This is a genomic window from Reyranella sp. (assembly GCF_004296935.1).
Lineage (GTDB): Bacteria > Pseudomonadota > Alphaproteobacteria > Reyranellales > Reyranellaceae > Reyranella.
The window spans coordinates 1-25889 of record NZ_SCVH01000053.1; the positions used below are offsets into that span (position 1 = coordinate 1).

The following is a 25889-nucleotide window of genomic DNA, read 5'->3' on the forward strand; positions in this document are numbered from 1 at the left end:
GCTCTTCCGATCTCTGGCGCTCGAGCACGCGGCCAAGCAGCTCCGGCAGAAAACCCCGCAGCTCGGCGAACAACACGTCGATGCGCGTTGCCCGTCCGCCCGGCTCGAATTCGTCGAGCAGCGCGTCGTAGAGCGACGTTCCAAGGGCGGCCGCCTTGGCCTCGCCGACCCGGCGCATGATCGCCAGCACCTCCGCGAGCGTCGGCAGCAGCGCCTTGAAGTCGGCATTCTTCCGGGCCTCGCGCCAGGCATGCTCGCAGGCCGAGGTGGCGCGCGTGCGGGCCTCGACGAGATCGCCCGGCAAGGCGCTCTCGTGCACCCAGGCCCGGCGCATCTCGTGCAGGTTGGCCGCCTGCCAGCGGCCCAGCGACGCCCGCCCCTCCTCCGCCCGCGCCAGCAGGTCGGTCATGTCGGGCGCCGTGATCATCTCGTGGGCGATGACGCCGAGCGTCGCGAGCTGGTCGGCGCGATCGGCGCTGGCGCCGTCGGGCATCATGGTCGAGCGATCCCAGTTCAGGATCGCGCCGGCCCGGTTGACGGCGCTCATGCGCGCGAACCGGCGCTCCAGTTCGGCATAGGGATTGTTGGCGATCACGGCGTGCGTTTCTTCCGGCCGGCGATCTCGAGCCGCCCGTTCTCCCAGTGATAGGCGAGATAGACGCCGGCCAGCGCCAGCGCGATCAGGAACCAGGTGATGGCGTACTGCAGATGGTCGTTGGGGATGTCGAGGCGCGTCTGGCCGCCGATCGGCACGCCGCCGGGATTGGGCGCGGCATCGGCGTCGAGGAAGAACGAGTCGAGCCTGGGGTCGGGCGACGCGCCCGCCAGCTGGCGCATCAGGGGCACGTCGACGTGGAACCAGACGTTCTTGTCGGGCACGTTTTCCGGGGCGTACTGGCGCCGGACCTGGTTGCGGCGGACGATGCCGGTGAGCTCGACCCGGCCGGCGACCTGGCCTTCGGCCCGCTTCGGCGGTTCCTTCTTCTCGGAGGGAATCCAGCCGCGGTCGAACAGCACGACCCGGCCGTCGTCGGTCCTGAGCGGCGTCACGACCTGGAGGCCGACCTTGTTCTTGAGGCTGCGGGCGGCAAGGTGGAATTCCTTGCCGTGCTCGAAGGTGCCCGCGACCTTCACGCGGCCGTATTCATGGCGCAGCGGATCGCCGCGCAGCAGCTCGTCGAGCGTGAGCGGCGCCGCCGCCTGGTTGGTGGCGATGCGATCGAGGATGTCGCGCTTCCACGCACGGCGTTCCATCTGCCAGACGCCCAGCGTGAGCGACAGCACCAGGATCGGCAGCGAAATGAGCGTTGGCCACAGGGCCGGCCTCAAGCTGATCATCCGGGTTCCCTACTCGTCGTCGAGCGCGGTCGAGCGGTGCGTGTACTGCTGGGCGATCAGCAGCGCCTTCAGCACCCGCAGAAACCACACCGCCAGGCCGAAGGTGAGCGGCCCCCAGATGAGAACGTGGAGCCACCACGGCGGCTCGAAGCGGAACTCGACCCAGAACACGAGGATCATGACGATGGCGCCGAGCCCCAGGATCACGAACACCGCCGGCCCGTCGCCGGCATCGTTGCCGCGCAGGTCGAGGTCGCACACCGCGCAGCGGTCGACAATGGTGAGCAGGCCGCGGAACAGCCGGCCACGGCCGCAGCGCGGGCAGGCGCCGCGGAGCGCAACATCGGGCGGTGATTGACGCGGCCACTCGGCCATCTCGTGCTCCCAAAAGGCGAACCGCCGGGGAGCGCCCGGCGGTTCCTAGGATAGTCCGCTTCGAGCGGTCAGTGCAGCGCGATCGGCGCGTTGCCGGCGCCCCACCAGTAGATGCAGAAGAACAGGAACAGCCAGACCACGTCGACGAAATGCCAGTACCAGGCGGCGGCCTCGAAGCCGAAATGCTGCTTGGGCTTGAACTGGCCCGCCTGGGCACGGAACAGGCAGACGAGCAGGAAGGTCGTGCCGACGAAGACATGGAAGCCGTGGAAGCCGGTCGCCATGAAGAAGGTCGACGAATAGATGTTCTCGCGGAAGCCGAACGGGGCATGCAGGTATTCGTAGAGCTGGATGCCCGTGAAGCAGACGCCCAGCGCCACGGTCAGGAGCAGGCCGCGCACGGCGTCGCGCTGGTTGCCCTCGACGATGGCATGATGCGCCCATGTCACCGTGGTGCCCGAGAGCAGCAGGATCAACGTGTTCATCAGCGGCAGGTCGAACGGCGCGATGATGCTGGTGCCCTTGGGCGGCCAGACGCCGCCGGTCGCCTCGGCGCGGACCGGCATCTCGGGTGAGCCGGGATAGAGGGCGGAGTCGAAGAAGGCCCAGAAGAAGGCGGCAAAGAACAGCACTTCCGAGGCGATGAACAGGATCATGCCGTAGCGCAGGCCGAGCTGGACCACCGGGGTGTGGTAGGTGCGCGATTCGACGATGACGTCGCGCCACCACCACCACATGACGGCGAAGATGATGGCGAAGCCCGGGGCCACGACCCACCAGCCGACCGACTTGGCGACACCCTCGACGCCCGTGCCGAACATGGCGGGGTGCATGCCGAGAGCGGCGCCGAGCGCCAGCAGCAGGGCACCGATCGCGCCGAGCGCCGGCCACGGGCTGGGATCTACGAGATGATAGGGATGATTCGGTTTGCCTTCGGACATGTTCATCCACCCTTTCCAGTTCCGTTGGCGGGGTTGCCGCCGAGCAATATCTTCGCCCGCTCCGTCTTCGCCTCGAAGAAGGTGTAGGAGAGCGTGATGGTGCGGACGTTGTCGTAGCGCCGATCCTTGTCCATCTCGGGATCGACGAAAAACACGACGGGCATGTCGACCGACTGCCCGGGCTGCAGCAGCTGCTCGGTGAAGCAGAAGCATTGCAGCTTGTTGAACCACGGACCCGCCGGCTCGGGCGTGACGTTGTACACCGAGGTCCCGACGATCGGCCGCTGCGAGACGTTGGTCACGCGATAGTGGACCAGCCGCTCCTCGCCGAGGCGGACCTTGACCTCGCGCTCGAGTGGCTCGAAGCGCCAGGGCAGGTTGGGATCGACGTTGGAATCGAAGCGCACCTTGACCGCGCGGTCGAGCATCGTCCGCTCACCCTGCTGGGCCACGACCGGCGTGCCGCCGAAGCCGGTGGTCCGGCAGAACAGCTCATAGAGCGGTACCGAGGCATAGGCGAGACCGACCATGCCGGCAACGACGGCCACGAGCCGGCCGGCGAGTCGCGCGTTCTTGCGGCCGGCGCTCGTTTTCATCCTTTGTCTCCCATCCGGACGATGGTGAGGGCAAAGAAGAGCACGACCATCACGAGCAGGAAGCCGGCCACGACGAGGTTCTTGCCCCGCTGGCGGCGGTGCAGATCGGTATCGCCGGGGCGGCGGTCTTCGACCATGGCCTCGCTCATCCGACGAAGATCCGCCCGAGAAGCAGGTCGAGCGGCAGGGCCGCGAACAGGGCCGCGAGATAGAGCAGCGAGAAGCGGAACATCCGGCGCGCCGCGCCATGGCCCCGCTCGTCGTCGGCGGCACGCCACACCGTAACGGCATGGCCGATGAAGACGAGGCTCATCGCCAGCGCCACGCCGCCGTAGATCCAGCCGACCGCGCCCAGCAGGGTCGGCGCCAGCGCCACCGGCGTGAGCGCCAGGGTGTAGATCAGCATCTGGCGCTTGGTCTCGCGCGCACCGGCGACCACGGGCAGCATCGGCACGCCGGCGCGGCGGTAGTCGTCGCTGCGGTAGAGTGCCAGCGCCCAGAAATGCGGCGGCGTCCACAGGAAGATCAGCAGGAAAAGGGCGATGCCGACGGCCGAGACGTCGCCGGTCGCCGCCGCCCAGCCGATCATCGGCGGGAAGGCGCCGGCGGCGCCGCCGATCACGATGTTCTGCGGCGTGCGGCGCTTCAGCCAGATCGTATAGACGAAGACATAGAAAAGAATGGCCGCGGCCAGCAGCGCCGCCGCGACGAAGTTGGTGGCAACCGCCATCAACAGGACGGAGAAGATCGACAGCAGAACCCCAAGCCCGAGGGCATCATCGGGCGCGACCCGGCCGGCCGGCAGCGGCCGGTTGCGGGTACGGGCCATCAGGGCGTCGAGATCGCGCTCGTACCACATGTTGATGGCGCCGGCGGCGCCGGAGCCCAGCGCGATCGCCAGCACCGCGAGCGCCGCGGTGAAGGGGTGGACATGTCCCGGCGCGATCAGCACGCCGACCAGGCCGGTGAAGACCACCAACGACATCACGCGCGGCTTCAGCAGATCGAGGTAGTCGCGCACGCGCGCGGGTGCGGCGGCGCTGCCGATGCTGCCCGTGAATGTGTGCGCGGTGTCGCTCATGAGCCTTTCAAGACGAAGGCGCCTTCCCTTTGATCCTTGGGGGGCGCCTCCGCTCCGGTCCTAGTGGTGTGCCGTCGGAGAGATGTGCGGCAGCTCCTCGAAGGTGTGGAACGGCGGCGGCGAATCCACCGTCCATTCCAGCGTCGTGGCGCCCTCGCCCCAGTAATTGGCGCCGACCTTGCGGCCGTACATCAGCGTGCCGAACACGACGAAGATCAGCCAGAAGATCGTCGAGCCGAACGAGATGAACGACCCGAGCGACGAGATGTAGTTCCAATGCGACATCGCATCGGGATAGTCGACGTAATGGCGCGGCATGCCGGCAAGGCCGGAGAAGTGCATCGGGAAGAACGTCAGGTTGACGCCGATGAAGGTCGTCCAGAAATGCACCTGGGCCGCCCACTCCGAATACTGCCGGCCGCACATCTTGCCGAACCAGTAGTAGAAGCCCGCGAACATGCCGAACACCGCACCGAGCGACAGCACGTAGTGGAAGTGCGCGATCACGTAGTAGGTGTTGTGCAGTGCGTAGTCGACGCCGGCATTGGCCAGCACGACGCCGGTGACGCCGCCGACGGTGAACAGGAAGATGAAGCCGATCGCCCACAGCATCGGCACCTCGAGCCGGATCGAGCCGCCCCACATGGTGGCGATCCAGCTGAAGATCTTCACGCCCGTCGGCACCGCGATCACCATCGTGGCGGCCACGAAGTAGGCGCGCGTGTCGACGTCCATGCCGACCGTGTACATGTGGTGCGCCCACACGACGAAGCCGACGACGCCGATCGCCACCATCGCATAGGCCATTCCGAGATAGCCGAAGATCGGCTTCTTCGAGAAGGTCGAGATGATGTGGCTGACGATGCCGAAGGCCGGCAGGATCATGATGTACACCTCGGGATGACCGAAGAACCAGAAGAGGTGCAGGAACAGCGTCGGGTCGCCGCCGCCGGCCGGATCGAAGAAGTGGGTGCCGAAGTTACGATCGGTCAGCAGCATGGTGATGGCGCCGGCCAGCACCGGCAGCGCGAGCAGCAGCAGGAACGCCGTCACCAGGATCGACCAGGCGAACAGCGGCATGCGGTGCAGCGTCATGCCCGGGGCGCGCATGTTGAGGATCGTGGTGATGAAGTTGATGGCGCCCAGGATCGAGGACGCGCCCGCGATGTGCAGCGAGAAGATCGCGAGATCCATGCCCGCGCCCTGCTGAACGGAGAGCGGCACGTAGATCGTCCACCCAGTGCCGACGCCACCGCCGATGAGAGCCGACAGCAGCAGCAGGATGAAGGCCGGCGGCAGCAGCCAGAAGCTGATGTTGTTCATGCGCGGGAACGCCATGTCGGGCGCGCCGATCATGAGAGGCACGAACCAGTTGCCGAACCCGCCGATCAGTCCGGGCATCACGACGAAGAACACCATGATCAGGCCGTGGGCCGTGACGATCGTGTTCCAGAAGTGACCGTTCGGCGTACCGTCGGGCCCGTTGAAATACTGCACGCCCGGCTGCATCAACTCGAGCCGCATATAGACCGAGAAAGACGCGCCGATCAGGGCGGCAAGGATCGAAAACACCAGGTACATCGTGCCGATGTCCTTGTGGTTCGTGCTGTAGACGAAGCGACGCCACCCGGTCGGCGTGTGGTGGTCGTCGTGGCTATGGTCGTGAGTAGCGCCGTGCGCGGTGGCCATTTCGAGATCTCCTGCGGAGAGCGCTTAGCGGTTGGCGGGAGGGGTGGCGGAAGCGACATCGGTCGCGGGCAGCAGCCCGGCCGACTTCTTCTTCTGCTCAACCCACTTGTCGAATTCGGCCTGGGAGACGACCCGGACGGCGATCGGCATGTACGAGTGCATGTTGCCGCAGATCTGCGAGCACTGCCCGAAGTAGTAGCCCTCTTCGCGGACGTTGATCCAGCCCTCGTTGAGGCGGCCGGGGATCACGGTCTTCTTGATGCCGAAACCCGGCACGGTCCAGCCGTGCATGCTGTCGGCGGCGGTGCCGATGATCCGGATGTTGGCGCCCTTCGGGATCACCATCTCCTCGTCCACCGCCAGCATGCGGGGCTGGTTCGGCTTCATCTTGACGCGATCGGCCTCGCTCAGGATGCGGCTCTCGACCGTGAAGTTACCCTGATCGGGATAGGCGTAGGACCAGTACCACTGGTGACCCGTGACCTTGACCGTGAGCGCCGCGTCCGTCGTCTTGTCGCCGTAGTACAGCAGCCGGAACGACGGGATCGCGATAACCACGAGGATGAGGATCGGGATGATCGTCCAGGCGATCTCGAGGACCGTGTTGTGCGTCGTGACGGTGGCCGTCGGGTTGCGCGAGGCATGGAAGCGCCACATCGCGTAAATCAGCAGGAACAGCACGAAAACGGAGATCACCGTGATGATCACCAGGAGCAGATCGTGCAGCGAGGCGACCTTGTCCATCAGCGGCGTATAGGACGGCGGAAAATCCATCTGCCACTGGTGCGGCACGCCAACAACCGGCTGCGCGCCGGCGCTGCTCGCGACGCCAAGTCCCGCGACAGCCGACAGAACTCCGAATAGGCCCAACACGCGCTTGCCGATCATGCATCCGTCCCCTTGAGCGGCCCCGAATCCCGTCAGGATTCCGGACCGCAAAATCCCCCGCATTTCACAGCGGTTAGTACCAGATATAGCTCTGGCAGGTAACGGGTTTTCACCCCCACTCGGTATGTGGCGGCCGGTCGCAGTCGCTATCGCAGGGCGGTCGAAAGCGCCTCGCCGTAGCCCGCGTCACGCACGAGCCCGGCGAACGACGGCTCGGCCGTGCCGCGGTGAAACCGGCCGTTCTCATGCCCAAAAAGCCGCGCGCCCGAGGAGTCCGTCACCGAAACGACGCGGAACAGGCCGTCGCGTGCCCGTCCGAGGCGGAGCGCAAGATCGACCCGTCCTTCGAGCGCGGTAGCCATCGCGTCCGGTACGGCGACGACATTCGCTCGTTCGCCCGCCCGTTCGCCAAGCGACAGAACCTCGCCCAGCGCCGGCAGTTCCGGCGCTCGGACCGAATCGACCAGAAGCACGTCGGGGCGCAGCCGCAAGCCCGCTGCCAGGAGCGCCGGGAAGGACACGGCGCCCGCCTCGTCGGGCGGCACCACGAGTTCGACCTTCGACGGCGAAGGCCAGCGGAACTCGCGATGCCGGGCCACGGTGACGATCCGCGTCGCATCGCCGAGATCACGGGCGATGGCGGCCAGCACCGCGGTCTTTCCCGAACCTTCCGGTCCGGCGATCAGCACATCGAGGCGGCAGCGCACGGCGATCCTCAGAAGATCGGCGATCGGGCGGTCGAGCATCTCCGACGCGATCAGGCGTTCGAGGGTGGCCGAACCGGGTTCACCGCGGCGAAGAACCAGCACGGGGCCCGCCGGCGCGGCCGGCGGCATGACCAGCATGCCTTCGCTGCCGTCGCGCAGGCGAAAGTCGGCGATGCCCGACGGCGGCAGGCGGCAGAGGCGCGCGACGACGTCGAGCAGATGCTCGCGGTCGCGAAAGCGCTCCAGGGCCGGCGCAAGCACGCCATTGCGCTCGACGAAGACGGCATCAGGTCCATTGACAACGACCGCGCGAATGGAACGGTCGGCCCACAGCCTGTCGATCAACCCGAGGCCGCAGATCTCGCTCAGCGCCAGGAGCGCCAGTCGCTCGCGCCCCTCGGCCGGGAGGTCGGCCAGGACCGCGTCGATGGCTTCGCGCGCGGTCGCGCGATCGACACCAGGCTTGAGGCGCGCGCGCGACCGCGCAACGACCGTCACCAGCAGCCCGTCGAACGAGACCGCGTCGCGGACCGGCAGTTCGACCAACGGCGAAGGCGGCGCCTGAAACACCGAATCGGCCACGCGAGGCGTGGGCGCCGCGGATTCATCGCCGGTCCATGGCTTGGCGCTCGCCGCCGGTTCGGCCGTGAACACGACCAGCGCCGGCTCGGCATGCGCCTTCACCCGCACTCTCGCCCGATCCTGCAGATCGAGCACTTCGGCCACCAGCCGGCGCAATTCGAAACTGGTCAGCGTGACGCCGCGCGTACGGAAATAATTGTGCACGAGTTCGCCGATGGCATAGGCGATCTCCGGCGGCGACCGGCTGCTGTCGAGCGCCGCGCGCACCGCGCCCTCCATCCCGCCGCAGAAGGCCTGCCAGGTCTCCTGCATCTGACGCCCGCGCGTGGCGTCACCAGGCAAGGGAAAGATACGGTCGAGCGATCGCTCGCCCGGCGGCGTCTCGCTTGCCACAGGGTTGGGCCGTTCGAGCACGGAACTCTCGGGGGATGGCCTGTCTTCAAGCCTGTCCCCGCCGCTCAGGGCGGTCATCGACCAATCCGCTTAAAGTATGACTTCCCACAATACGCGACCGGCACTGTACTCACCGGAGCCCCAAAAACCACGGCAAACGATGCACATCCTGGCCCGGCGCCGCCACCAAGTTGCCGCTTGTCTTTCGACCACCGGCCACTATGGTCCCGCGCCGTCGCACATTGTTCGCAGGAGCAACTGCCGTCATGGACAAGGAAAACACCCTCTACATCGATCTCAAGGACGGCCGCGTCGTCATCGAGATGCGCCCCGACCTCGCCCCCAAGCACGTGGCCCAGATCAAGAAGCTGGCGCGCGAGGGCAAGTACAATGGTGTGGTCTTTCATCGCGTGATCGAGGGCTTCATGGCCCAGACCGGCGACCCCGACGGCACCGGCAGCGGCGGCATGGGCGAGTTGCTGAACGCCGAATTCTCGAAGGAGCCGCACGTCCGCGGCGCCGTCTCGATGGCCCGCACCAACGACCCCAACAGCGCCCGCAGCCAGTTCTTCATCGTCTTCAAGGACTCGAACTTCCTCGACGGCCAGTACACCGTGTGGGGCAAGGTGACGTCGGGCATGGAGTTCGTCGACAAGATCAAGCGCGGCGCCGGCGGCTCGGGCGCCGTCGCCGCTCCTCCCGACAAGATGATCAAGGTCCAGGTCGCCGCCGACGCGAAGGAGTGACCATGCGCCGGAAGTTCCTGTTCTCCATCGCCGCCGCCGCTCTCCTCTCGCTCGCCCCCCTCCCGTTCGCTGGCGCCGCAGCTGCCGCGGACAAGGAGAATACCCTCTACATCGATCTCAAGGACGGCCGCGTCGTCATCGAGATGCGCCCCGACCTCGCGCCCAAGCACGTGGCCCAGATCAAGAAGCTCGCCCGCGAGGGCAAGTACGATGGCGTGGCCTTCCATCGCGTGATCGAGGGCTTCATGGCCCAGACCGGCGATCCCGACGGCACAGGCCGGGGCGGCATGGGCGAGCTGCTGCCGGCCGAGTTCTCCAAGGCGCCGCACACACGCGGCGCGGTCTCGATGGCCCGCCTCGACAGCCCCAACACCGCGCGCAGCCAGTTCTTCATCGTGCTGAAGGACTCGAACTTCCTCGACGGCCAATACACCGTGTGGGGCAAGGTGACGTCGGGCATGGAGTTCGTCGACAAGATCAAGAAGGGCGCACCGGGTTCGGGCGCCGTCCCGCCGCCGCCCGACAGGATGATCAAGGTCCAGGTCGCCGCCGACGCCAAGAACTGACCAGGCACTGACGCCGGCGACGTTCGGGCGTCGGGTAAGCGGCCGATTTTTCGCACGCGAGTTGTCCGGAATCTGTTTGTCCGGAAACTCGCAAAGCGTCGACCGGCCTGGACCGGACGATTCTTTTCGACTCAAGGCCAAATCGCGGACCTGTTCGGAAAGTCATCCGCGCGCTCGGTGTCGTCGCGGACGATGGCGATGCGCCGGGCGGCCAGGCTCACCGAACCGCTCACCTCGAAGTGGCGCAGGAAGGACGGGTACTCAACCGGAAGATCGAACCGGTGCCGCCGTGGCTCGACGGCGAGGCCCTGCAGCCGCTGCCTTACCGTGAGCGCACAGACGCCGTTGCTGCGCCGCCTTCCGGGAGGGTCCGGGGTAGGGCTATTCTGCCGTCAATCAGGGGCTGATAAGCCGTGCATCCGGGAAATGCCGGCCCGGTACAGTCGGTCCGAAGTGCCTGTTCGGGGATTGAGTGAGGCAATCATGAAATTGCATAGGGTAGCCGCGATTGCGGCAGTGGCTGCCACGAGTTGGGCGATTACGGCTTCGGCGCAGAATTCCGCCGACCCGGAAAAAGGATTCATGCCCGTCGAGTTGCAGTGCCCGAGTGGCAATACGGGCAACCTCACCTTGGTCCTGAAAAACCATTCAGGCGAATCCGTGAGGATTCGAGTCGTATTCATCAGCGGTATTCCCGAAGACGCCTACTACGACTACGCGCAGAGAGGAGAAACGTACCAAAACCATGGTCGCTTTACTCCGCGTGACGGTGGCAACCAAGCCGGCAGAAACGCAGCTTTAATGGGAAATGCAGTGCTCATGGAGGTTTGCGAGGGATCTGCCGAAGTACGTGAACGGTATATATCGAAGCTGTCCGCAAACTCGGAATCAATACGTAACCAAAGCCTGCGCACGCCCCTCCGCTAGACGTGGCGAGGCTCATTCCGGCCCGCCACTTGCTCTGACCGTATATTATGGTAATATACACAATGCCTGATCTGGCTCGGATCGAAGGCTTCGACTGGGACCACGGCAATGCTCGCAAGAGCGTCGAAAAGCACGATGTCAGCCAGGCGGAAGCCGAGCAGGTCTTCTTCAACGATCCGCTACTGGTCGTCGAGGATATCGGCCACAGCGTCCGTGAACTCAGGCTGCACGCGCTGGGTCGTACCGACGCCGGGCGGCAGCTTCATATCAGCTTCACGCTGCGCGGCGACGGCAGGCTGATCCGGGTGATCTCCGCGCGAACCATGAGTGCCAAAGAACGGGTACGCTATGAGCAAGAAACTTAAATCTGTTCCAAAATTCCGAAGCGAAGCCGAGGAGCGGCGCTTCTGGGAAACCCACGACTCCAGCCGCCATGTCGACTGGAGCAAGGCCGAGCAGGTGCGCCTGCCGAACCTCAAGCCGTCGACGACCGCGATCTCGCTGCGTCTGCCGGTGTCGCTTCTCGACCGCATCAAGGTAGCCGCCAACAAGCGCGACGTTCCCTATCAGTCTCTCATCAAGACGTGGCTCGCGGAAAAGACGGGGAACGGCTGAGCGGCGCTCTTCCTCTCCCCCTCTCGGGCAGGGCAATCGCGTATGGCCAATTTCCCGTCGTCCCGAGCGAAGCCGCCCGTAGGGCGGCGCAGTCGAGGGACCTCCTCTCCTCAACGAAGACTGTTGATTCTGCAGCAAGGTCTCTCCGCTTCGCGCCTTCGGCGCTTCGGTCGAGACGACGGAAAGTTGCCATTGCGATAGCCCCCGCGACGGGGGAGGAGAAGAGTTGTCTCAGCCCTCGCGTGTCACCGTGTGGTAGGCCTTCGAAATGACCTGCCAGCGGCCGTCGACCTTCAGCAGCGTCAGGTAATCCGTGAAGTAGCGCGGCGGGATCTGGCACTCGACCTTGGCGAAGGCCGTGGCCGGGCCGGAAAAGTCGATCGACACGATGCGATCGGCGCGCGGGCTGCCCTTGGATTTGGCCGACGGGCGGCTTTCCACCATCTTGAACCAGTCGGCGCGCGGCATGTCGGCGGCCTTGCCGTCGCCGCCCGCGGCATAGAGATGCGAGGCGGGATGGAACGCCTCGCCGAGCTTCTTGGTGTCGCCCTCATGGAGGCCGTCGAAATAGACTTGTAGTACCTTCTCGATCGCCGCGACGTCGGAACTCATCTCTTCTCTCCCTCGTTCAAATCGCCCACTCAAATCGCCGAGTTGGGGCTCACCAGGATCTTGCCGTTGCGCCCGCCCTTGTCGGCGTGCGCCAGCGCCTCCTTGATCTTGTCGATCGGATAGACCGTGTCCACCGGTGCCGAGAGCTTGCCGGCCATGACCTGGGCCGCAAGATCGGCGTAGATCGCACGGATCTTCTCCGGGCTGAGCTTGGCGAGCCCGCGGCCGAGCATGAAGCCCGTCAGGCGAACGCCGCGATAGATGAAGTTGCCGCGCCCGACCTTGGGATCCTCGCCGCTCATCGAGCCGTAGTGCACGACCGTGCCATCCGTACCCACGCTCTCAACGATACGGCCGGTCGCGGCCCCGCCGATCGCCTCGACGCCGAGCCTGATCGGCGTATCGCCCGTGGCCTTGGCGACCCGGGCCGCCAGGTCGTCGCCGTCCTCGATCACGACGTCGCCGCCCAGCGCCTTCAGCTCGCCTTCGAGGTCGGCGCGGCGCACGACGTTGACGGTGCGCAGGCCGCGTTGCTTCGCCAGAACGATCAATAGCCGGCCGACCGCCGAGTTGGCGACGTTCTGGATCACCCAGTCGCCGGCCTTGAGGTCGACGAAGTCGGACAGCATGAGCTGCGCGGTGGGCGGATTGATGCGCACCATGGCGGCCTGCCGGAGGTCGATGCCCGGAGGCAGCGGGATGGCATCGTCGCCCTTCACGCGGCGGCGCTGCGTCCAGTTCTCGCGCTGCAGGTTGATGACGAGGTCATCCTTCTTCACGTGCTTGACGGCCGAACCCACGGCCGTGACGCGGCCGACGCATTCCGCGCCCGGCGTCGCCGGCAGTGGCGGCTTCAGTCGGTAGCTTCCCTTGCAGAACCACATGTCGGCGGGATTGATCGGAAAGGCCAGCACGTCGAACACGACTTCATCGGCGCCGGGCACGCCGACATCCGGCACCTCGGCGCAGCGCGCGACCTCCCAGGGCGTTCCGTAGCTGTCGATCAGCACCTGCTTCACGCTGTTCCTCCGCGAGATTTCGCCGGAGCCGCTTTGTTGGCCCCTACTTGTTGGCCCGGTGATTGCTTATAAGGTGATTCGACAGGGGGTGAAACGCCGGATGGCCGCCAAGGCATTTGACGAAATGGGCACGACAGGCTCGATCCGTGCGCCCTACCGCAGCGTGGCCAACTGGCTCGCCCGCACGTCGCCCGAGCGGGTGGCGGCGACGCGCCATGAGGTCGACCTGTTCTACCGCCGCCACGGCATCACCTTCGGCGCCTACGGCGCCGTCGACGGCCATGAGACGACGATCCCCTTCGACATCATTCCGCGCGTCATCGCCTGGGACGAGTGGCAGTACCTGCACAAGGGCCTGGTGCAGCGCGTCCAGGCACTGAACGCCTTCCTCGTCGATGCCTACGGTGCACGCGAGATCTGCCGCGCCGGCGTGATCCCCGAGACCCAGATCCTGATGAACGGCGAATTCGTGGCAATGGCGCAGGGCCTGGCGCTCCCCGGCGGCGTGCATGCGCATATCGCCGGCATCGATCTCGTGCGCGTCGGCGAGAAGGACTTCTACGTTCTCGAAGACAACGTCCGCACGCCTTCAGGCGTCTCCTATGTGCTCGAGAACCGCGAGGTCATGATGCGCCTCGCCCCCGAGCTGTTCTCGGCCATGCGGGTGCTGCCGGTCGCGGACTATTCGGAGGAACTGCTGGCGACGCTGCGGTCGGTGTCGTTCAGCGACGACGCCGAGCCCACGGTCGTGCTGCTGACGCCCGGCCACTTCAACAGCGCCTATTTCGAGCATGCCTTCCTCGCCGACGAGATGGGCATCGACCTGTGCGAGGGCTCGGACCTGTTCGTCGACGAGGGCCGCGTCTACATGCGCACGCCGCGCGGGCCGCAGCGCGTCGACGTCATCTATCGCCGCGTCGACGATGCCTTCCTCGATCCGCTGGCGATGCGGCCGGATTCCTTCCTGGGCGTCGCCGGCCTGCTGGGCGCCTTGCGCGCCGGCAGGGTCAACATCGTGAATGCGCTGGGCAACGGCGTCGCCGACGACAAGTCGACCTACACCTACGTCCCCGAGATGATCCGCTTCTATCTCGGCGAGGAGCCGATCCTGCAGAACGTGCCGACCTGGCGCTGCGACCGGCCGGACGACTACAAGTACGTGCTCGAACACCTGACCGAACTGGTCGTCAAGGAAGTGCATGGCTCGGGCGGCAAGGGCATGCTGGTCGGCCCGACCTCGAGCAAGGCCGAGATCGAGGACTTCGCCCACCTGGTGCGGGCTCGGCCGGACAACTACATCGCCCAGCCGACCCTGGCGCTCTCGACCTGCCCGACCTTCGTCGGCCAGGGCGTGGCGCCGCGCCACGTCGACCTCCGTCCCTATGTGCTGTCGGGCCGCAAGGTCACGATCATTCCCGGCGGGCTGACGCGGGTGGCGCTTAAAGAGGGATCGCTGGTCGTCAATTCAAGCCAGGGCGGCGGCACCAAGGACACCTGGGTGCTGGCGCCGGAAGCCGGCTCGGGCGAGTAGCTCCATGAATCGGTCGAATCGCCAAGTTAGGCTCCTCTCCCCCGCTAGGGGGAGAGGAATCCGAGCGCGAAGCGAGCTGCCGATGCTGAGCAGCACCGCCAAGAACCTCTACTGGATGGGTCGCTACCTGCAGCGCGCCAAGTCGACGGCGCGGCTCATCGAGGCGACGCAGCGCATGGCGCTGCAGTCGCGCGGCGAGGAGGCCGCGGGGGTCGCGGCGATCTTCGGCATGGAGGACGAGTTCCGCCAGACCCAACAGCAGGGCGGGCGCCTCGCCAGCCTCATCGACTTCCTGGTGGTGGACGAGAGCAACCCCTCCTCGATCGTGAGTTCGATCGCGGCGGCGCGCAGCAACGCCCGCGAGGAACGCAACAACATCACCGTCGACGTCTGGGAAAGCCTGAACGGGCTGTGGCTGGAGCTCAGCAGCCGCATGCGCAGCGACCGCGCCACGCTCGACCGCGGCGCCCTGATCGAGACGGTGAAGAAGCAGGCGGTGATGATCTTCGGCGCAGCGCAAGTCACCTTGCTGCGCGACGAGGCCTACAATTTCCTGCAGCTCGGCGCCTTCCTCGAGCGCGGCGACAATACCGCGCGCATCCTCGACGTGAAGTTTCACCTGCTGCGGCCGGACGGCAACCCGCACGCCGACAAGCCCGACTATTTCGCCTGGTCGGAAGTGCTGGCCTGCATCGGCGCCGTCCGAACCTATCGCCGCATCTATCGCAGCGCGCTCGACCCGGTGAAGGTGGCCGAGCTGATGATGTTGCGCCGCGACGTGCCGCGCTCGGTGCATCATTGCCTGTGGATGGTCGACCTCAGCATGCGCGAACTGGCCGACGCCTACGGCACGCGGGGAGAGGCTGACCGGCTCGCCGGCGAATTGCATGCGCGGCTGCGCTACGCGCGCGTCGACCGGATCTTCGAGATCGGCCTGGCCAAGTTCCTGGGCGGCGTGCGCGACGACATCGCCACGCTCTCCGATGAAATCGGCCGCCAGTTCCTGCTGGATTAAACGATCATGCGGTTCTCCATCGCGCACACCACGCGCTTCCAGTTCGACCAGCCCAGTGGCCATTCGATCCACGACGTGCGGCTCACGCCCAAGCCGGCCGCCGGCCAGCGCGTCGTCTCGTGGCGCATCGACGGGCCGGGCAAGCGCTCGGAATGGGTCGACGGACACGGCAACCAGGTGACGACCTTCTCGGCGGCATACCGGCACGACAGCGTCGAGATCACGGTACACGGCATCTACGAATACAGCGGCGCCGATCAGTGGCTGCGCTATGTCGAGACACCGACGCTGCCGGCGCCGTTCTGGCTGCGCAACACCGGCCTCGCCCGCCACGATGCGAGCTTCGACCAGGTGATCGAGGGCCTGGCCGAGCGGGCGGCCGATGCGGCCCAGCGTGTCGCCGTCCTACACGAGGTCATGGAGCGCATCGGCAAGCGCATCGCCTACAAGACCGGCGTCTCCACCGTCGACACCACCGCCGCCGAGGCGCTGGCCCGCGGCGCCGGCGTGGCCCAGGACCAGGCACACGCCTTCATCGCCTGTTGCCGACGGCTCGAGGTGCCGGCGCGCTACGTGAGCGGCTACCTGCGCAACGACGATCCGGCGCTGCATGTCGGCCGCACCAGCCATTCCTGGGCCGAGGCCTGGGTGCCCGGCCTCGAATGGGTGGGCTTCGATCCCGCCAACAACATCAGCCCGCACGGCGACAGCCTCCGGGTGGCGGTCGGCCTCGACTATCACGACGCCGCCCCGGTCAGCGGCCGGCGCGTGGGATTCGGCGGCGCCAAGATGAGCGTCGATGCCTCGGTGCGCGTCGTCGACTGAGACTTAACGCCGGTACGGCGAGAACCTACGAGAAATAGTCCTCGCGACGGCCTGCAGACATCGCGCAGCCTTGCGAAATCAGCCCGCCGCACGTACGGTCGCGCGCTTTTTCAATGCCTGAAAGGAGGCATCTGCGTCATGGCTTTCATCGCCGACCGTCTGAGCCGCATCAAGCCCTCTCCGACCAATGCCGCCCAAGGCAAATTCCTGGAGATGAAGGCGGCGGGCAAAGACGTCATCGGCCTGGCGGCGGGCGAGCCCGACATGCCGACGCCCGACCACATCAAGGAAGCGGCGATCAAGGCCATTCGCGACAACGACACGCGCTACACCGCGGTCCCGGGCACGCCGGCGCTGCGCCAGGCGATCGTGGCCAAGATGAAGCGCGACCATGGGCTCGAGTACAAGCCGAGCCAGACCGTCGTCACCTCGGGCGGCAAACAGATCATCTTCAACGCCATGCTGGCGACGCTGAACCCCGGCGACGAGGTCATCATCCCGGCGCCCTACTGGGTGTCCTACCCGGAGATGGTGATGTTCGGCGACGGCACGCCCGTCATCGTGAACTGCCCCGAGTCGACCGGCTTCAAGCTGACGCCCGAGGCGCTCGACCGCGCGATCACGCCCAAGACCAAGTGGCTGATCCTGAACTCGCCCAGCAACCCGACGGGGGCGGCCTACACCCACGCCGATCTCCGCGGCCTCTGCGACGTGCTGCTGAAGCATCCGCAGGTCCATGTCCTGACCGACGACATGTACGAGAAGCTCGTCTACGACGACTTCAAGTTCGCGACGCCGGCCGAGGTCGAGCTCAGGCTCTACGACCGCACGCTGACGATGAACGGCGTGTCGAAGGCCTACAACATGACCGGCTGGCGCATCGGCTATGCCGCCGGGCCGCAGAAGCTGATCGACGCCATGATCACCGTGCAATCGCAGAGCACGTCGAACGCAAGTTCGATCAGCCAGGCGGCCGCCGTAGCGGCGCTGAACGGCCCGACCGACTTCATCCCGAAGAACGTCGCCACCTTCAAGCAGCGCCGCGACCTCATCGTGTCGATGCTGAACCAGACCAAGGGCCTGAAGTGCCCGCGGCCGGAAGGCGCGTTCTATGTCTATCCCTCGTGCGCCGGCACGATCGGCAAGAAGACGCCCGACGGCAAGACGATCGCCAACGACACCGACTTCGTGAACTACCTGCTCGAAGCCGAAGGTCTTTCGGTGGTGCAGGGCTCGGCCTTCGGCCAGGGCCCGGCGTTTCGCATCTCCTACGCCACGGCGACCGAGCTGCTCGAAGAAGCCGGCCGCCGCATCCAGCGCGCCTGCGGGGCGCTGAGCTAAAACGCACTGCTTTCTTCCCCCGCCTTTGGATTGACTCCCCCAGGCGGGGGTGAAACGATTTCCATGACAAGGGGCTTCGCTCCGACGCGGTCGTTTCGGCCGTGTGACTCGTAGCGACCGTCGTCCGGGGCTTCTACGCGCGAGCTTTCGCGCAGAAGGAGGACGTTGTCATGACCGACCTCAAGACCGAGACCATCACCGGCGGCAGGCCAGGTAGCGGCGCGCATCGCGTGGTGGCGCTGTGCGGGCCGTATCTCTCGGGCAAGACCAGCCTGCTCGAGAGCATTCTCTACGCCACGGGGGCCATCGGCCGGCGCGGTTCGACCCGCGCGGGCACCTCGATCGGCGACGCCGCCGCGGAGGCGCGCAAGCGCGGCATGGGAACCGAGATCAACGTCGCCTCGGTCGACTATCTCGGAGATCAATGGACCTTCCTCGACGTCCCCGGTTCGATCGAGTTCCAGCACGATGCCTTCGCAGCCCTTGCGGTGTGCGATGTGGCGGTCGTGGTCTGCGAGCCCTCGCCCGAGCGTGTCGTGGCGCTGGCGCCGCTCTTGAAATACATCGAAGACCGCCACATCCCGCACATCATCTTCGTCAACAAGATCGACTCGGCGGAAGCCCGCGTGCGCGACATGCTGTCGGCGCTGCAGTCGGTGTCGACGCGCAAGCTGGTGCTGCGCCAGGTGCCGATCCGCCGGCCGACCAACGACGGCAGCGAGGAGACGGTGGGCTACGTCGATCTCGTGAGCGAGCGCGCCTATCGCTACAAGCCGAGCGGCGCCTCCGACCTGATCGAAATGCCGGCCGAGATCCTGCCGCGCGAGGCCGAGGCCCGCCGCGAGCTGCTGGAAACGCTTTCCGAGTTCGACGACACGCTGCTGGAGCAGCTGATCGAGGACATCGCTCCGGAAAAATCGCTGATCTACCGCGATCTCCACGACGAGTTCGGCGCCGACAAGATCGTTCCGGTGCTGCTGGGCGCCGGCGATCGCGAGAACGGTGTGCGCCGGCTCCTGAAGACACTGCGCCACGACACGCCGTTCGCGGCCGAAACGGCCAAACGCAGGACGCTCGTCACCCCCAATGGCGTCACCAACGGCGTCGCCGGCGGAACAGCGGTCGCGGAGTGCTTCAAGGTCCTGCACCAGTCGCACGCCGGCAAGCTCTCGCTGTGCCGGGTCTGGTCGGGAACCCTCACCGAAGGCCAGTCACTGGGCGGCCACCGAATCGGCGCGATGTTGCGGCCGTTCGGCCAACGGCTCGACAAGATTTCCGAAGCCCGCAGCGGCGAGCTCGTGGCGCTCGCCAAGGTGGAGGCGCTATCGGCCGGCCAAGTGCTGAGCGCAGGCGAGATCGCCCCCTCCGCCGATTTTCCGGCAGCAGCGCCTGCGGTGTTCGTCGTGTCGCTTGCCGCCAAGAACCGCAACGACGAGGTCAAGCTTTCGGGCGCCCTTCACAAGATCGTCGAGGAGGACCCGTCGCTCGCCTTCGAGGCCCGCGGCGAAACCCACGAGCTGCTGCTCAAGGGCCAGGGTGAAATGCACCTCAAGGTGGCGGTCGACAAGCTGGCCGGCCGCTACAACGTCGCCGTCGAGACCGCGCCGCCGCGCGTGGCCTATCGCGAGACCATCCAGGCCGGCGCCCAGCAGCATGCGCGCTACAAGCGCCAGACCGGCGGACACGGCCAGTTCGCCGATATCAAGATCGAGATCAGGCCGTTGCCGCGGGGCTCGGGGTTCCATTTCGTCGACAAGATCGTGGGCGGCGTGGTGCCGCGCAACTTCATCCCCGCGGTCGAGGAAGGCCTGATCGACTATCTGAAGGAGGGTCCGCTCGGCCAGCCGGTCGTCGACATCGAGGTCAAGCTGTTCGACGGCCAGTTTCACGCCGTCGACAGCTCCGAGATGTCGTTCAAGATGGCGGCGCGCATCGCCATGAGCGAAGCGATGCCCAAATGCCGGCCGGTGCTGCTCGAGCCGATCCTGAAGGTGACGGTCGCGGGGCCGAGCGAATCGACGCCGCGTCTGCAGCGGCTGATCTCCGGCCGCCGCGGCCAGCTGCTCGGTTACGATACCCGCGCCGGCTGGAACGGCTGGGACGAAGTATCGGCCCTGATGCCGGAGGCCGAGATCGCCGACATGATCGTCGAGATCCGGTCGGTGACCCAGGGCGTCGGCACGTTCCGCACCGAGTTCGACCACCTGCAGGAACTGGCGGGACGCACCGCCGAACGCATCGTCGAGGAGACGAAAAAGCACCAGGCGGCCTGACGCTGCCTGCTCGCGCCGCAGTCACAAGGCGGTGAGGTGGCCGGTCGGTCGCTACTCCGCCCGCGCCGCCTCACCCATAGTCTCCCCGTGGAATGGATCCGCGAGGAGAGCTTCGTCATGTTCAACAGAAGGTCCTTGATGGCAGGTGGCCTGGCGATGGCCGCCGCTCCGTCACTGACCCGCGTCGCGCAGGCCCAGGCTGGGCGGACGACGTTGGTGTTCGTCGGCCACGAGCTCTGAGGCGGCTGCAAGATCTGGCGTGCCCAGTCCGAGCCCGATTTCCTCAAGTCCGACGCCTTCAAGAAGCTCGACTATCAGATCGTCTACCCTGCCAACGCCGATCTCGTGCCGAAGGAAGAGAGCTGGCCGGCAGCCGCGCAGCCGATTCGTGTGGCCTTCCTTGACTCCGACGAAGGCAAGTCGCGACCAGCGGCGACGCCGCGGTTCATCCTCTTCCAGGACGGCAAGGTCGTTCTGACCGTGACCGGCAATGCCGGCTGGAAGGACAAGATGTGGCCCATGATCCGGGAAGTGACCGGAACCAAGGCCTAGTTGCCTTCACCTCCGGACGGGCTTGCTTCATATTGGCCCCGTGGCAGAGGTTCACGGGGCGATGTTGTATGTTCAATAGACGGTCACTGATGATGGGCGCCACGGCATCGGCCGCGGCGGTGTCACTTGCTCACCTTGCCCAGGCGCAGGCGGCCAGCAGGCCGATGCTGGTGTTCGTCGGCGACCAGACGTCGGAAGACTGCAAGGTGTGGCGCACCCAGTGGGAGCCGCTGTTCGTCGCCTCGCCCGTCTACAAGAAGCTCGACTATCGGGTGATCTACCCGGCGCGTTCGGCGTTGCTCTCCAAGCAGCAGACCTGGCCCGCCGATCTGCGCTGGCTGCTCGACACGTTCCTGATGAGCCAGGTCGGCGTCCAGGAAGGCTTCGAGGTTCCGCGGTTCTTCCTGGTACAGAACAAGCAGGTCACCTTCTCGACCTCCGGCAACAACGGCTGGCGGGAAGTGATGTGGCCCACCCTCCAGGACGTGACCAGCGGACAACCGGGATGACGAATGATGGCTAACGATCTGTTTCGCCGCCAACTCGCCAGCTACGCCTCGGTCCATCGCGACTGGCGTAACAAGGCGACACATTTCGTCGGCATTCCAGTCATCGTCTTCTCCCTGTTGCTGCTTCTCTCGCTCTGGCGTTTCGAGCTCGGTGACCGGGAATGGACGGTATCGCTTGCCGTAGCAATCGTGGCGGTATTGGGTTGGATAGCGCTCGATCTCGGCATCGGCATACTCATGGGAGCGCTGATGGCGCCGGCCTGGTACGCAGCCGATGCGCTGGCCGGCGCGCTGGGGTCGCCCTCCGCGACATGGACGGCATTCACCGTGTTGTTCGTCGGCGGCTGGGTGCTGCAGTTCCTCGGCCATCACTACGAAGGCAAGCGTCCGGCGCTCCTCGACAACATCTTCCAGGGCTTCATCGGCCCGATGTTCCTGGTGGCCGAGACCATGGTGGTCATGGGCTATCGCCGCGATCTGGCCGATGCCATGGGCGAAGGTGACGTCACGGTCCGGTGAGCAAGGTTGATTTGCGACGACCGTCCCGCCCCGGCATGACGATGGAACGGGGCGTAACAGGAGTTCGACGAATGCTGATCAAGCGCACGCGCGGCTGGGAATTGCCGGAACGTCTGGCAACACCGGAAAGCAGCTACCTGAAACGCCGCGACCTGGTGCGGGCGATGGGCCTTGGAGCCGCTGCCCTCGCCCTGCCGTCGGCGGTCATGGCCCAGGACAAGACGGCACCCGACCCGTCGGCCGGCCTCTATCCTGCCAAGCGCAACGACAAATACGGCGTGCCGACGCCGATGACCGCGGAGCGGCAGGCCACGACCTACAACAACTTCTACGAGTTCGGCACCGACAAGAGCATCTGGCGCGAGGCGCAGAAGCTCGACGTCCGGCCCTGGACGATCAAGGTCGGCGGCATGGTCGAGAAACCGTTCGAGGTCGGCATCGACGATCTTCTGGCGAAGATGCCGCTCGAGGAGCGCGTCTACCGTCACCGTTGCGTAGAAACCTGGTCGATGATCGTGCCGTGGAGCGGCTTTCCGGTGCGCTCACTGGTCGAATTCTGCAAGCCGCTCGGCAGCGCCAAGTACGTCGTCATGAAGACCCTGTCGAAGCCCTCCGTGATGCGCGAGCAGCGCGATCTTCTCTATCCCTGGCCCTACACCGAGGGCCTGGCGATGGACGAGGCGATGAACGACCTCGCCTTCATCGCCACCGGTCTCTACGGCAAGCCGATCCCCAAGCAGAACGGCGCGCCGCTTCGCCTCGTGGCGCCCTGGAAGTACGGATTCAAGAACGTCAAATCGATCGTCAGCATCGACTTCACCGACAAGCGCCCGGTCTCGTTCTGGGAGAAGCTGCAGTCCAGCGAATACGGCTTCTGGGCCAACGTGAATCCGGAAGTGCCCCATCCGCGATGGAGCCAGGCGACCGAGAAGCCGCTGGGCAGTGACGCGCGCATCCCGACCCTGCTCTACAACGGCTACGCCGAATTCGTGTCCGGCCTCTACACCGACCGCAAGGCGGAAAAGCTGTTCATATAGCCTCCCGCCTTTGCCTCGCCGCGCCGGCCCGCTACAACAGATGCCGGCCGGCCGAGGCCTTGGGAGGAAAAGTGAAGATCAGTCGTCGTACCGCACTCGCCGGCGCCGCCGCCCTGTCGGTTGCACCGGATTTGCGCGCGCAGGATTTCCCCAGCAAGCCGATCAAGATCGTCGTGCCCTTCGCCGCCGGCAGCGCCACCGACATCGCCGCGCGCGCGCTCGGCGCCAAGCTGACGGATATCCTGAAGCAGCCGGTCATCGTCGACGACAAACCCGGCGCCTCGGGCCAGCTCGGCGCCTCGGCGGCCGCCACCGCGCCGGCCGACGGCTACACGCTGCTGATGGGAACCAACACGACCAACGCCGCCAACGGCGCGCTGTTCAAGAAGCTCTCCTACGATCCCGAAAAGGATTTCGCGCCGATCGCGCGCTGCATCACTGGCGTCAATGCCCTGGTGGTCAATCCTGCGCTGCCGATCAAGACGATCTCCGAGCTGATCGGCTACGCCCGCCGGAATCCCGGCAAGCTCAACTACGCCGAAGCCAGCGCCTCGCAGCGCCTCTCGGGCGAGATGTTCAACTCGATGGTCGGCGTCAAGATCGAGCGCGTGCCCTACAAGGCGAGTCCCCAGGCGCTGGGCGACGTGGTCTCCGGCCAGGTCCAGGTCATGTTCCCCGACCTGCCGCAGGCCCTGACCCAGATGGAAGCCGGCAGAGTGCGCGGGCTCGGTACGACCGGTCCGAAGCGCACCAGCGTGGCGCCCGACCTGCCGGCGATCGCCGAGTTCGTGCCGGGCTACTCGCTGGTCTACTGGCTGGCGGTGTTCGCGCCGGCGGCAACACCCAAGCCCATCCAACTGAAGCTCTATGAAGCCATCGCCGAGGCCTTGAAGGACCCGGCGACCGGCAAGGCCATGACTCAGGGCCGCATGGAAGTGTCTCCGCTTGGCCCCGACGATTTCGCCGCCTATGTGAAGGCCGAGACCAAATGGTGGACCGAGGCGATCAAGGCTGCGGGCATCGAACCGGAGTGATGCGATGAACAAGGTCATCATCGAGAAGAACGGCCCGGTCAAAACCGTCTGGATGAACCGGCCGGAGAAGAAGAACGCGCTCGACAGCGAGCTGTTGGGCAACATGATCGAGGCACTTCAGGCGCCAGTCGCAGCCGACGACCGTGTGCTGGTGATCCGCGGCAAGGGCGACGTGTTCTGCGCCGGCCTCGACATGGCCGAGCGCAGCAAGAGCGCCGGCGCCGGCGAGGCGAGCGGCATCGAGATCATGCTGCGCGCCATCGAACTCTGCCCACTGCCGGTCGTGGCCGTGGTGCACGGCGACGCCATTGCCGGGGGCAACGAACTCGCGCTCCACTGCGACCTGGTGGTGGCGAGCCAGAAGGCACGCTTCGGCATGTCGCTCGCCCAGGTGGGCCTGGCGCCCAACTGGTTCCTGGCCAAGAAGCTGATGGAAGTGCTGGGGCCGGTGACGACGCGCGAGATGCTGCTGCTTGGCGATCCCCTGCCCTCGACCAAGCTCTTTGCGCTCGGCCTGATCGCACGCTGCGTGCCGGCCGACCAGCTCGAGGCCGAAGCGAAGAAGGTGATCGACCGCCTCGCCGCCAACGCGCCGCTGTCGCTCAAGGCCATGAAGGCGCTCACGGTGCGCCAGCTCGAGTTCCGCGACGCTATCCCACACGACGATGTGGATGCAGCCGTCCGCGCGGCGATGCAGAGCCAGGATGCCCAAGAAGGTATGAAGGCGCGCCTGGAAAAGCGCACCGCCAGGTTCCAGGGAAAATAGCGTGTCGATGCGGCTGCGCCTCGACAAGCCGTGGAAGCCGCTGACGCCGGCGGAAGCCGCCCGGCTGCCGGGCCAGCTCGGCGTCTACCAGATCGCCGATGCCGAGGGCGCCATTCTCTATATCGGCCAGGCCGGCGGCCGCTCGCCCTTCGGCCTGCGCAGCGAGCTCACGCGCGAGGCAGAGGAGCGCGGCCCGGGCCGGCAGTTCCGCGTCGAAGTGAACATGCAATATCGCTCGCGCTGGTTCGAACTGCTGATGGTCCACAAGGCCGACCACGGCGCGCTGCCGCCCGACAACGCCAGGAACCCGCCGCCGCTGGGACGATTGAGCCCGGCCTGAGAGAGAACCATGGATTTCGAACCCAGCGAAGAACAGCAACTGCTGATCGACCAGGTCCGCCGCTTCGTGCGCGAAGAGATCATCCCGCTCGAGGCCAAGCTCGACCCCGATGCGGCAGAACTCGACCCTGCCGATCACGCCCGTCTGGTTGAAAAAACCAAGGCGATGGGCCTGTTCGGCATCGATATCCCCAAGGAATACGGCGGTCCCGACATCGACATCGTGACCCGCGTGCTGCTGGCCATCGAGATGGCGCAGCATCGCGCCGGTCTTTACGTGCCCTGCTACGGCACCTTCGGCGGCGCGGGGCTGGCGCAGATCTTCGAGGCCAACGAAGACCAGAAGGAGCGCTACCTCTATCCGACCCTGCGCGGCGAGAAGAAGGCCTTCTTTGGCCTCACCGAGCCGTCGGGCGGCAGCGACCCGGCCCGCGCCATCCAAACCAGGGCCGAACGCAAGGACAATGGCTGGGTGCTGAACGGCGCCAAGATCTTCATCTCCAACGCCGACCGGGCACAGTACGGCATCGTGTTCGCGCGCACCGACGTCTCAAAAGGCCGTGCCGGCATTACCTGCTTCATCATCGATTCCGATACGCCTGGCTTTCATGTGCGACGGGTCGTGCACACGCTGCGCTCCTCGCACTACGCGACCGAACTCGAATTCAAGGATTGCTGGGTCTCCGACCATCAGGTGCTGGGCGAGGTCAACAAGGGCTTCGCCGTCGCCAACGACCGCCTGACGCGCCAGCGGATCCCCTATGCCGCCGGCTGCATAGGCGTCGCCATCGCCGCCCATGAGATGGCGATCGAATGGGCCAAGATGCGTTCAACCTTCGGCGAGAAACTGGCCAACCGCCAGGCCGTGCAGTGGATGCTGGTCGACAACGAGATCGACATCCGCACCGCCAAGCACTTCACGCTGGAAGCCGCCGAGAAGGCGCGGCGCGGATTGCCGTTCCGCATCGAAGCCTCCATCGCCAAGCTCACCGCTTCAGAAGGCGGTGGCCGCGTCGTCGACCGATCGATGCAGATCCATGGCGGCATGGGCATGACCAAGGATCTGCCGCTGG

30 protein-coding genes and 1 pseudogene are annotated in these 25889 nt (G+C 66.1%); 19 read left to right on the forward strand and 12 right to left on the reverse strand.

Annotation, left to right across the window (positions count from 1 at the left end; translation table 11 throughout):
• From EPO55_RS06815 to EPO55_RS06860, 10 genes and pseudogenes are all read right to left on the reverse strand, one after another.
• Window positions 1–595, reverse strand: a pseudogene (locus tag EPO55_RS06815) (carboxypeptidase M32); the annotation flags it as partial.
• Window positions 592–1338 (reverse strand): SURF1 family protein, encoded by a 747-nt coding sequence (locus EPO55_RS06820; protein WP_296335821.1) that lies wholly within the window; start codon window positions 1336–1338, stop codon window positions 592–594. The gene EPO55_RS06820 and the pseudogene EPO55_RS06815, both read right to left, overlap by 4 nt.
• Window positions 1339–1347: 9 nt before the next feature.
• Complete coding sequence (locus EPO55_RS06825) at window positions 1348–1713, reverse strand: DUF983 domain-containing protein (RefSeq protein ID WP_296335822.1); 366 nt, start codon at window positions 1711–1713, stop codon at window positions 1348–1350.
• 68 nt (window positions 1714–1781) lie between these two features.
• Entirely contained in the window at window positions 1782–2654 is an 873-nt protein-coding gene (locus EPO55_RS06830) for a cytochrome c oxidase subunit 3 (RefSeq protein ID WP_296335856.1), read from the reverse strand.
• Window positions 2655–2656: 2 nt separating this feature from the next.
• Window positions 2657–3250, reverse strand: a complete 594-nt coding sequence (locus tag EPO55_RS06835) for a cytochrome c oxidase assembly protein (RefSeq protein WP_296335823.1) — start codon at window positions 3248–3250, stop codon at window positions 2657–2659.
• On the reverse strand, window positions 3247–3399 hold the full coding sequence (locus EPO55_RS06840; protein ID WP_296335824.1) for a hypothetical protein: 153 nt from the start codon (window positions 3397–3399) through the stop codon (window positions 3247–3249). The genes EPO55_RS06835 and EPO55_RS06840 overlap by 4 nt, the downstream gene beginning before the upstream one ends.
• On the reverse strand, window positions 3396–4331 hold the full coding sequence (cyoE, locus tag EPO55_RS06845) for a heme o synthase (protein WP_296335825.1): 936 nt from the start codon (window positions 4329–4331) through the stop codon (window positions 3396–3398). Before cyoE ends, EPO55_RS06840 begins: the two co-directional genes overlap by 4 nt.
• Window positions 4332–4391: 60 nt before the next feature.
• Window positions 4392–6020 carry a cytochrome c oxidase subunit I gene (ctaD, locus tag EPO55_RS06850; protein ID WP_296335826.1) on the reverse strand — a complete coding sequence of 543 codons (1629 nt, stop codon included), beginning with the start codon at window positions 6018–6020 and terminating at the stop codon, window positions 4392–4394.
• 24 nt (window positions 6021–6044) lie between these two features.
• Window positions 6045–6908 carry a cytochrome c oxidase subunit II gene (gene coxB, locus EPO55_RS06855; RefSeq protein ID WP_296335827.1) on the reverse strand — a complete coding sequence of 288 codons (864 nt, stop codon included), beginning with the start codon at window positions 6906–6908 and terminating at the stop codon, window positions 6045–6047.
• A gap of 146 nt (window positions 6909–7054) precedes the next feature.
• Window positions 7055–8668, reverse strand: a complete 1614-nt coding sequence (locus EPO55_RS06860; protein WP_296335828.1) for an ATPase, T2SS/T4P/T4SS family — start codon at window positions 8666–8668, stop codon at window positions 7055–7057.
• 188 nt (window positions 8669–8856) lie between these two features.
• On the opposite strand from EPO55_RS06860, the gene EPO55_RS06865 reads away from it, so the two are divergent.
• The 5 genes from EPO55_RS06865 to EPO55_RS06885 all read left to right on the forward strand — a co-directional run bounded on the left by EPO55_RS06865 (window position 8857) and on the right by EPO55_RS06885 (window position 11444).
• Window positions 8857–9336, forward strand: a complete 480-nt coding sequence (locus EPO55_RS06865) for a peptidylprolyl isomerase (RefSeq protein ID WP_296335829.1) — start codon at window positions 8857–8859, stop codon at window positions 9334–9336.
• 2 nt (window positions 9337–9338) lie between these two features.
• Window positions 9339–9902, forward strand: a complete 564-nt coding sequence (locus EPO55_RS06870; RefSeq protein ID WP_296335830.1) for a peptidylprolyl isomerase — start codon at window positions 9339–9341, stop codon at window positions 9900–9902.
• A 483-nt stretch (window positions 9903–10385) separates the two neighbouring features.
• Window positions 10386–10829, forward strand: a complete 444-nt coding sequence (locus EPO55_RS06875; RefSeq protein WP_296335831.1) for a hypothetical protein — start codon at window positions 10386–10388, stop codon at window positions 10827–10829.
• Window positions 10830–10891: 62 nt separating this feature from the next.
• Window positions 10892–11194 (forward strand): BrnT family toxin, encoded by a 303-nt coding sequence (locus EPO55_RS06880; protein ID WP_296335832.1) that lies wholly within the window; start codon window positions 10892–10894, stop codon window positions 11192–11194.
• Window positions 11178–11444: a BrnA antitoxin family protein gene (locus EPO55_RS06885; RefSeq protein ID WP_296335833.1), complete on the forward strand. Its 267-nt coding sequence runs from the start codon at window positions 11178–11180 to the stop codon at window positions 11442–11444. Before EPO55_RS06880 ends, EPO55_RS06885 begins: the two co-directional genes overlap by 17 nt.
• Window positions 11445–11675: 231 nt before the next feature.
• Here EPO55_RS06885 and EPO55_RS06890 read toward each other — a convergent pair whose 3' ends face one another.
• On the reverse strand, window positions 11676–12056 hold the full coding sequence (locus EPO55_RS06890) for a nuclear transport factor 2 family protein (RefSeq protein WP_296335834.1): 381 nt from the start codon (window positions 12054–12056) through the stop codon (window positions 11676–11678).
• A 29-nt stretch (window positions 12057–12085) separates the two neighbouring features.
• A complete protein-coding gene (locus tag EPO55_RS06895; protein ID WP_296335835.1) occupies window positions 12086–13075 on the reverse strand; it encodes a zinc-dependent alcohol dehydrogenase family protein in 990 nt (329 codons plus the stop codon).
• Between the two features lie 100 nt (window positions 13076–13175).
• Between EPO55_RS06895 and EPO55_RS06900 the strand changes: the two genes are divergently transcribed.
• The 14 genes from EPO55_RS06900 to EPO55_RS06965 form a co-directional block, all read left to right on the forward strand.
• Window positions 13176–14606: a circularly permuted type 2 ATP-grasp protein gene (locus EPO55_RS06900; RefSeq protein WP_296335836.1), complete on the forward strand. Its 1431-nt coding sequence runs from the start codon at window positions 13176–13178 to the stop codon at window positions 14604–14606.
• Between the two features lie 82 nt (window positions 14607–14688).
• A complete protein-coding gene (locus tag EPO55_RS06905) occupies window positions 14689–15621 on the forward strand; it encodes an alpha-E domain-containing protein (RefSeq protein ID WP_296335838.1) in 933 nt (310 codons plus the stop codon).
• A 6-nt stretch (window positions 15622–15627) separates the two neighbouring features.
• A complete protein-coding gene (locus EPO55_RS06910) occupies window positions 15628–16446 on the forward strand; it encodes a transglutaminase family protein (protein WP_296335840.1) in 819 nt (272 codons plus the stop codon).
• 138 nt (window positions 16447–16584) lie between these two features.
• On the forward strand, window positions 16585–17787 hold the full coding sequence (locus EPO55_RS06915) for a pyridoxal phosphate-dependent aminotransferase (RefSeq protein WP_296335841.1): 1203 nt from the start codon (window positions 16585–16587) through the stop codon (window positions 17785–17787).
• Between the two features lie 170 nt (window positions 17788–17957).
• Window positions 17958–20060, forward strand: a complete 2103-nt coding sequence (locus EPO55_RS06920) for an elongation factor G (RefSeq protein WP_296335842.1) — start codon at window positions 17958–17960, stop codon at window positions 20058–20060.
• Window positions 20061–20177: 117 nt separating this feature from the next.
• The gene (locus EPO55_RS06925; protein WP_296335843.1) at window positions 20178–20300 is read left to right on the forward strand and encodes a hypothetical protein; all 123 of its coding nucleotides are present in this window, start codon (window positions 20178–20180) and stop codon (window positions 20298–20300) included.
• Between the two features lie 150 nt (window positions 20301–20450).
• Window positions 20451–20612, forward strand: coding sequence for a hypothetical protein (locus tag EPO55_RS06930; RefSeq protein WP_296335844.1), 162 nt, complete (start codon window positions 20451–20453; stop codon window positions 20610–20612).
• Between the two features lie 68 nt (window positions 20613–20680).
• Entirely contained in the window at window positions 20681–21121 is a 441-nt protein-coding gene (locus tag EPO55_RS06935) for a hypothetical protein (RefSeq protein ID WP_296335845.1), read from the forward strand.
• Window positions 21122–21124: 3 nt separating this feature from the next.
• Complete coding sequence (locus EPO55_RS06940) at window positions 21125–21640, forward strand: Mpo1-like protein (protein ID WP_296335846.1); 516 nt, start codon at window positions 21125–21127, stop codon at window positions 21638–21640.
• 71 nt (window positions 21641–21711) lie between these two features.
• Window positions 21712–22677, forward strand: a complete 966-nt coding sequence (gene msrP / locus EPO55_RS06945; RefSeq protein WP_296335847.1) for a protein-methionine-sulfoxide reductase catalytic subunit MsrP — start codon at window positions 21712–21714, stop codon at window positions 22675–22677.
• Between the two features lie 71 nt (window positions 22678–22748).
• Window positions 22749–23711 (forward strand): tripartite tricarboxylate transporter substrate-binding protein, encoded by a 963-nt coding sequence (locus EPO55_RS06950; protein ID WP_296335849.1) that lies wholly within the window; start codon window positions 22749–22751, stop codon window positions 23709–23711.
• A 4-nt stretch (window positions 23712–23715) separates the two neighbouring features.
• On the forward strand, window positions 23716–24477 hold the full coding sequence (locus EPO55_RS06955) for an enoyl-CoA hydratase-related protein (RefSeq protein WP_296335851.1): 762 nt from the start codon (window positions 23716–23718) through the stop codon (window positions 24475–24477).
• Between the two features lies 1 nt (window position 24478).
• A complete protein-coding gene (locus EPO55_RS06960) occupies window positions 24479–24817 on the forward strand; it encodes a hypothetical protein (RefSeq protein ID WP_296335853.1) in 339 nt (112 codons plus the stop codon).
• Between the two features lie 9 nt (window positions 24818–24826).
• Window positions 24827–25889: acyl-CoA dehydrogenase family protein (locus tag EPO55_RS06965; RefSeq protein ID WP_296335855.1), on the forward strand; the 1063-nt coding region annotated here is incomplete at its 3' end.

Excerpts from the sequence above, each read along its gene's own strand:
- EPO55_RS06830 (WP_296335856.1), bottom strand. The coding sequence starts at position 2,654 with ATGTCCGAAGGCAAACCGAATCATCCCTATCATCTCGTAGATCCCAGC.
- EPO55_RS06835 (WP_296335823.1), bottom strand. The coding sequence starts at position 3,250 with ATGAAAACGAGCGCCGGCCGCAAGAACGCGCGACTCGCCGGCCGGCTC.
- EPO55_RS06955 (WP_296335851.1), top strand. The coding sequence starts at position 23,716 with ATGAACAAGGTCATCATCGAGAAGAACGGCCCGGTCAAAACCGTCTGG.
- EPO55_RS06910 (WP_296335840.1), top strand. The coding sequence starts at position 15,628 with ATGCGGTTCTCCATCGCGCACACCACGCGCTTCCAGTTCGACCAGCCC.
- EPO55_RS06870 (WP_296335830.1), top strand. The coding sequence starts at position 9,339 with ATGCGCCGGAAGTTCCTGTTCTCCATCGCCGCCGCCGCTCTCCTCTCG.
- EPO55_RS06900 (WP_296335836.1), top strand. The coding sequence starts at position 13,176 with ATGGCCGCCAAGGCATTTGACGAAATGGGCACGACAGGCTCGATCCGT.
- EPO55_RS06875 (WP_296335831.1), top strand. The coding sequence starts at position 10,386 with ATGAAATTGCATAGGGTAGCCGCGATTGCGGCAGTGGCTGCCACGAGT.
- EPO55_RS06880 (WP_296335832.1), top strand. The coding sequence starts at position 10,892 with ATGCCTGATCTGGCTCGGATCGAAGGCTTCGACTGGGACCACGGCAAT.
- EPO55_RS06935 (WP_296335845.1), top strand. The coding sequence starts at position 20,681 with ATGTTCAATAGACGGTCACTGATGATGGGCGCCACGGCATCGGCCGCG.
- ctaD (WP_296335826.1), bottom strand. The coding sequence starts at position 6,020 with ATGGCCACCGCGCACGGCGCTACTCACGACCATAGCCACGACGACCAC.
- EPO55_RS06865 (WP_296335829.1), top strand. The coding sequence starts at position 8,857 with ATGGACAAGGAAAACACCCTCTACATCGATCTCAAGGACGGCCGCGTC.
- EPO55_RS06840 (WP_296335824.1), bottom strand. The coding sequence starts at position 3,399 with ATGAGCGAGGCCATGGTCGAAGACCGCCGCCCCGGCGATACCGATCTG.
- EPO55_RS06940 (WP_296335846.1), top strand. The coding sequence starts at position 21,125 with ATGATGGCTAACGATCTGTTTCGCCGCCAACTCGCCAGCTACGCCTCG.
- EPO55_RS06915 (WP_296335841.1), top strand. The coding sequence starts at position 16,585 with ATGGCTTTCATCGCCGACCGTCTGAGCCGCATCAAGCCCTCTCCGACC.
- EPO55_RS06925 (WP_296335843.1), top strand. The coding sequence starts at position 20,178 with ATGTTCAACAGAAGGTCCTTGATGGCAGGTGGCCTGGCGATGGCCGCC.
- EPO55_RS06890 (WP_296335834.1), bottom strand. The coding sequence starts at position 12,056 with ATGAGTTCCGACGTCGCGGCGATCGAGAAGGTACTACAAGTCTATTTC.
- EPO55_RS06820 (WP_296335821.1), bottom strand. The coding sequence starts at position 1,338 with ATGATCAGCTTGAGGCCGGCCCTGTGGCCAACGCTCATTTCGCTGCCG.
- EPO55_RS06885 (WP_296335833.1), top strand. The coding sequence starts at position 11,178 with ATGAGCAAGAAACTTAAATCTGTTCCAAAATTCCGAAGCGAAGCCGAG.
- EPO55_RS06920 (WP_296335842.1), top strand. The coding sequence starts at position 17,958 with ATGACCGACCTCAAGACCGAGACCATCACCGGCGGCAGGCCAGGTAGC.
- EPO55_RS06825 (WP_296335822.1), bottom strand. The coding sequence starts at position 1,713 with ATGGCCGAGTGGCCGCGTCAATCACCGCCCGATGTTGCGCTCCGCGGC.
- msrP (WP_296335847.1), top strand. The coding sequence starts at position 21,712 with ATGCTGATCAAGCGCACGCGCGGCTGGGAATTGCCGGAACGTCTGGCA.
- EPO55_RS06860 (WP_296335828.1), bottom strand. The coding sequence starts at position 8,668 with ATGACCGCCCTGAGCGGCGGGGACAGGCTTGAAGACAGGCCATCCCCC.
- coxB (WP_296335827.1), bottom strand. The coding sequence starts at position 6,908 with ATGATCGGCAAGCGCGTGTTGGGCCTATTCGGAGTTCTGTCGGCTGTC.
- EPO55_RS06905 (WP_296335838.1), top strand. The coding sequence starts at position 14,689 with ATGCTGAGCAGCACCGCCAAGAACCTCTACTGGATGGGTCGCTACCTG.
- cyoE (WP_296335825.1), bottom strand. The coding sequence starts at position 4,331 with ATGAGCGACACCGCGCACACATTCACGGGCAGCATCGGCAGCGCCGCC.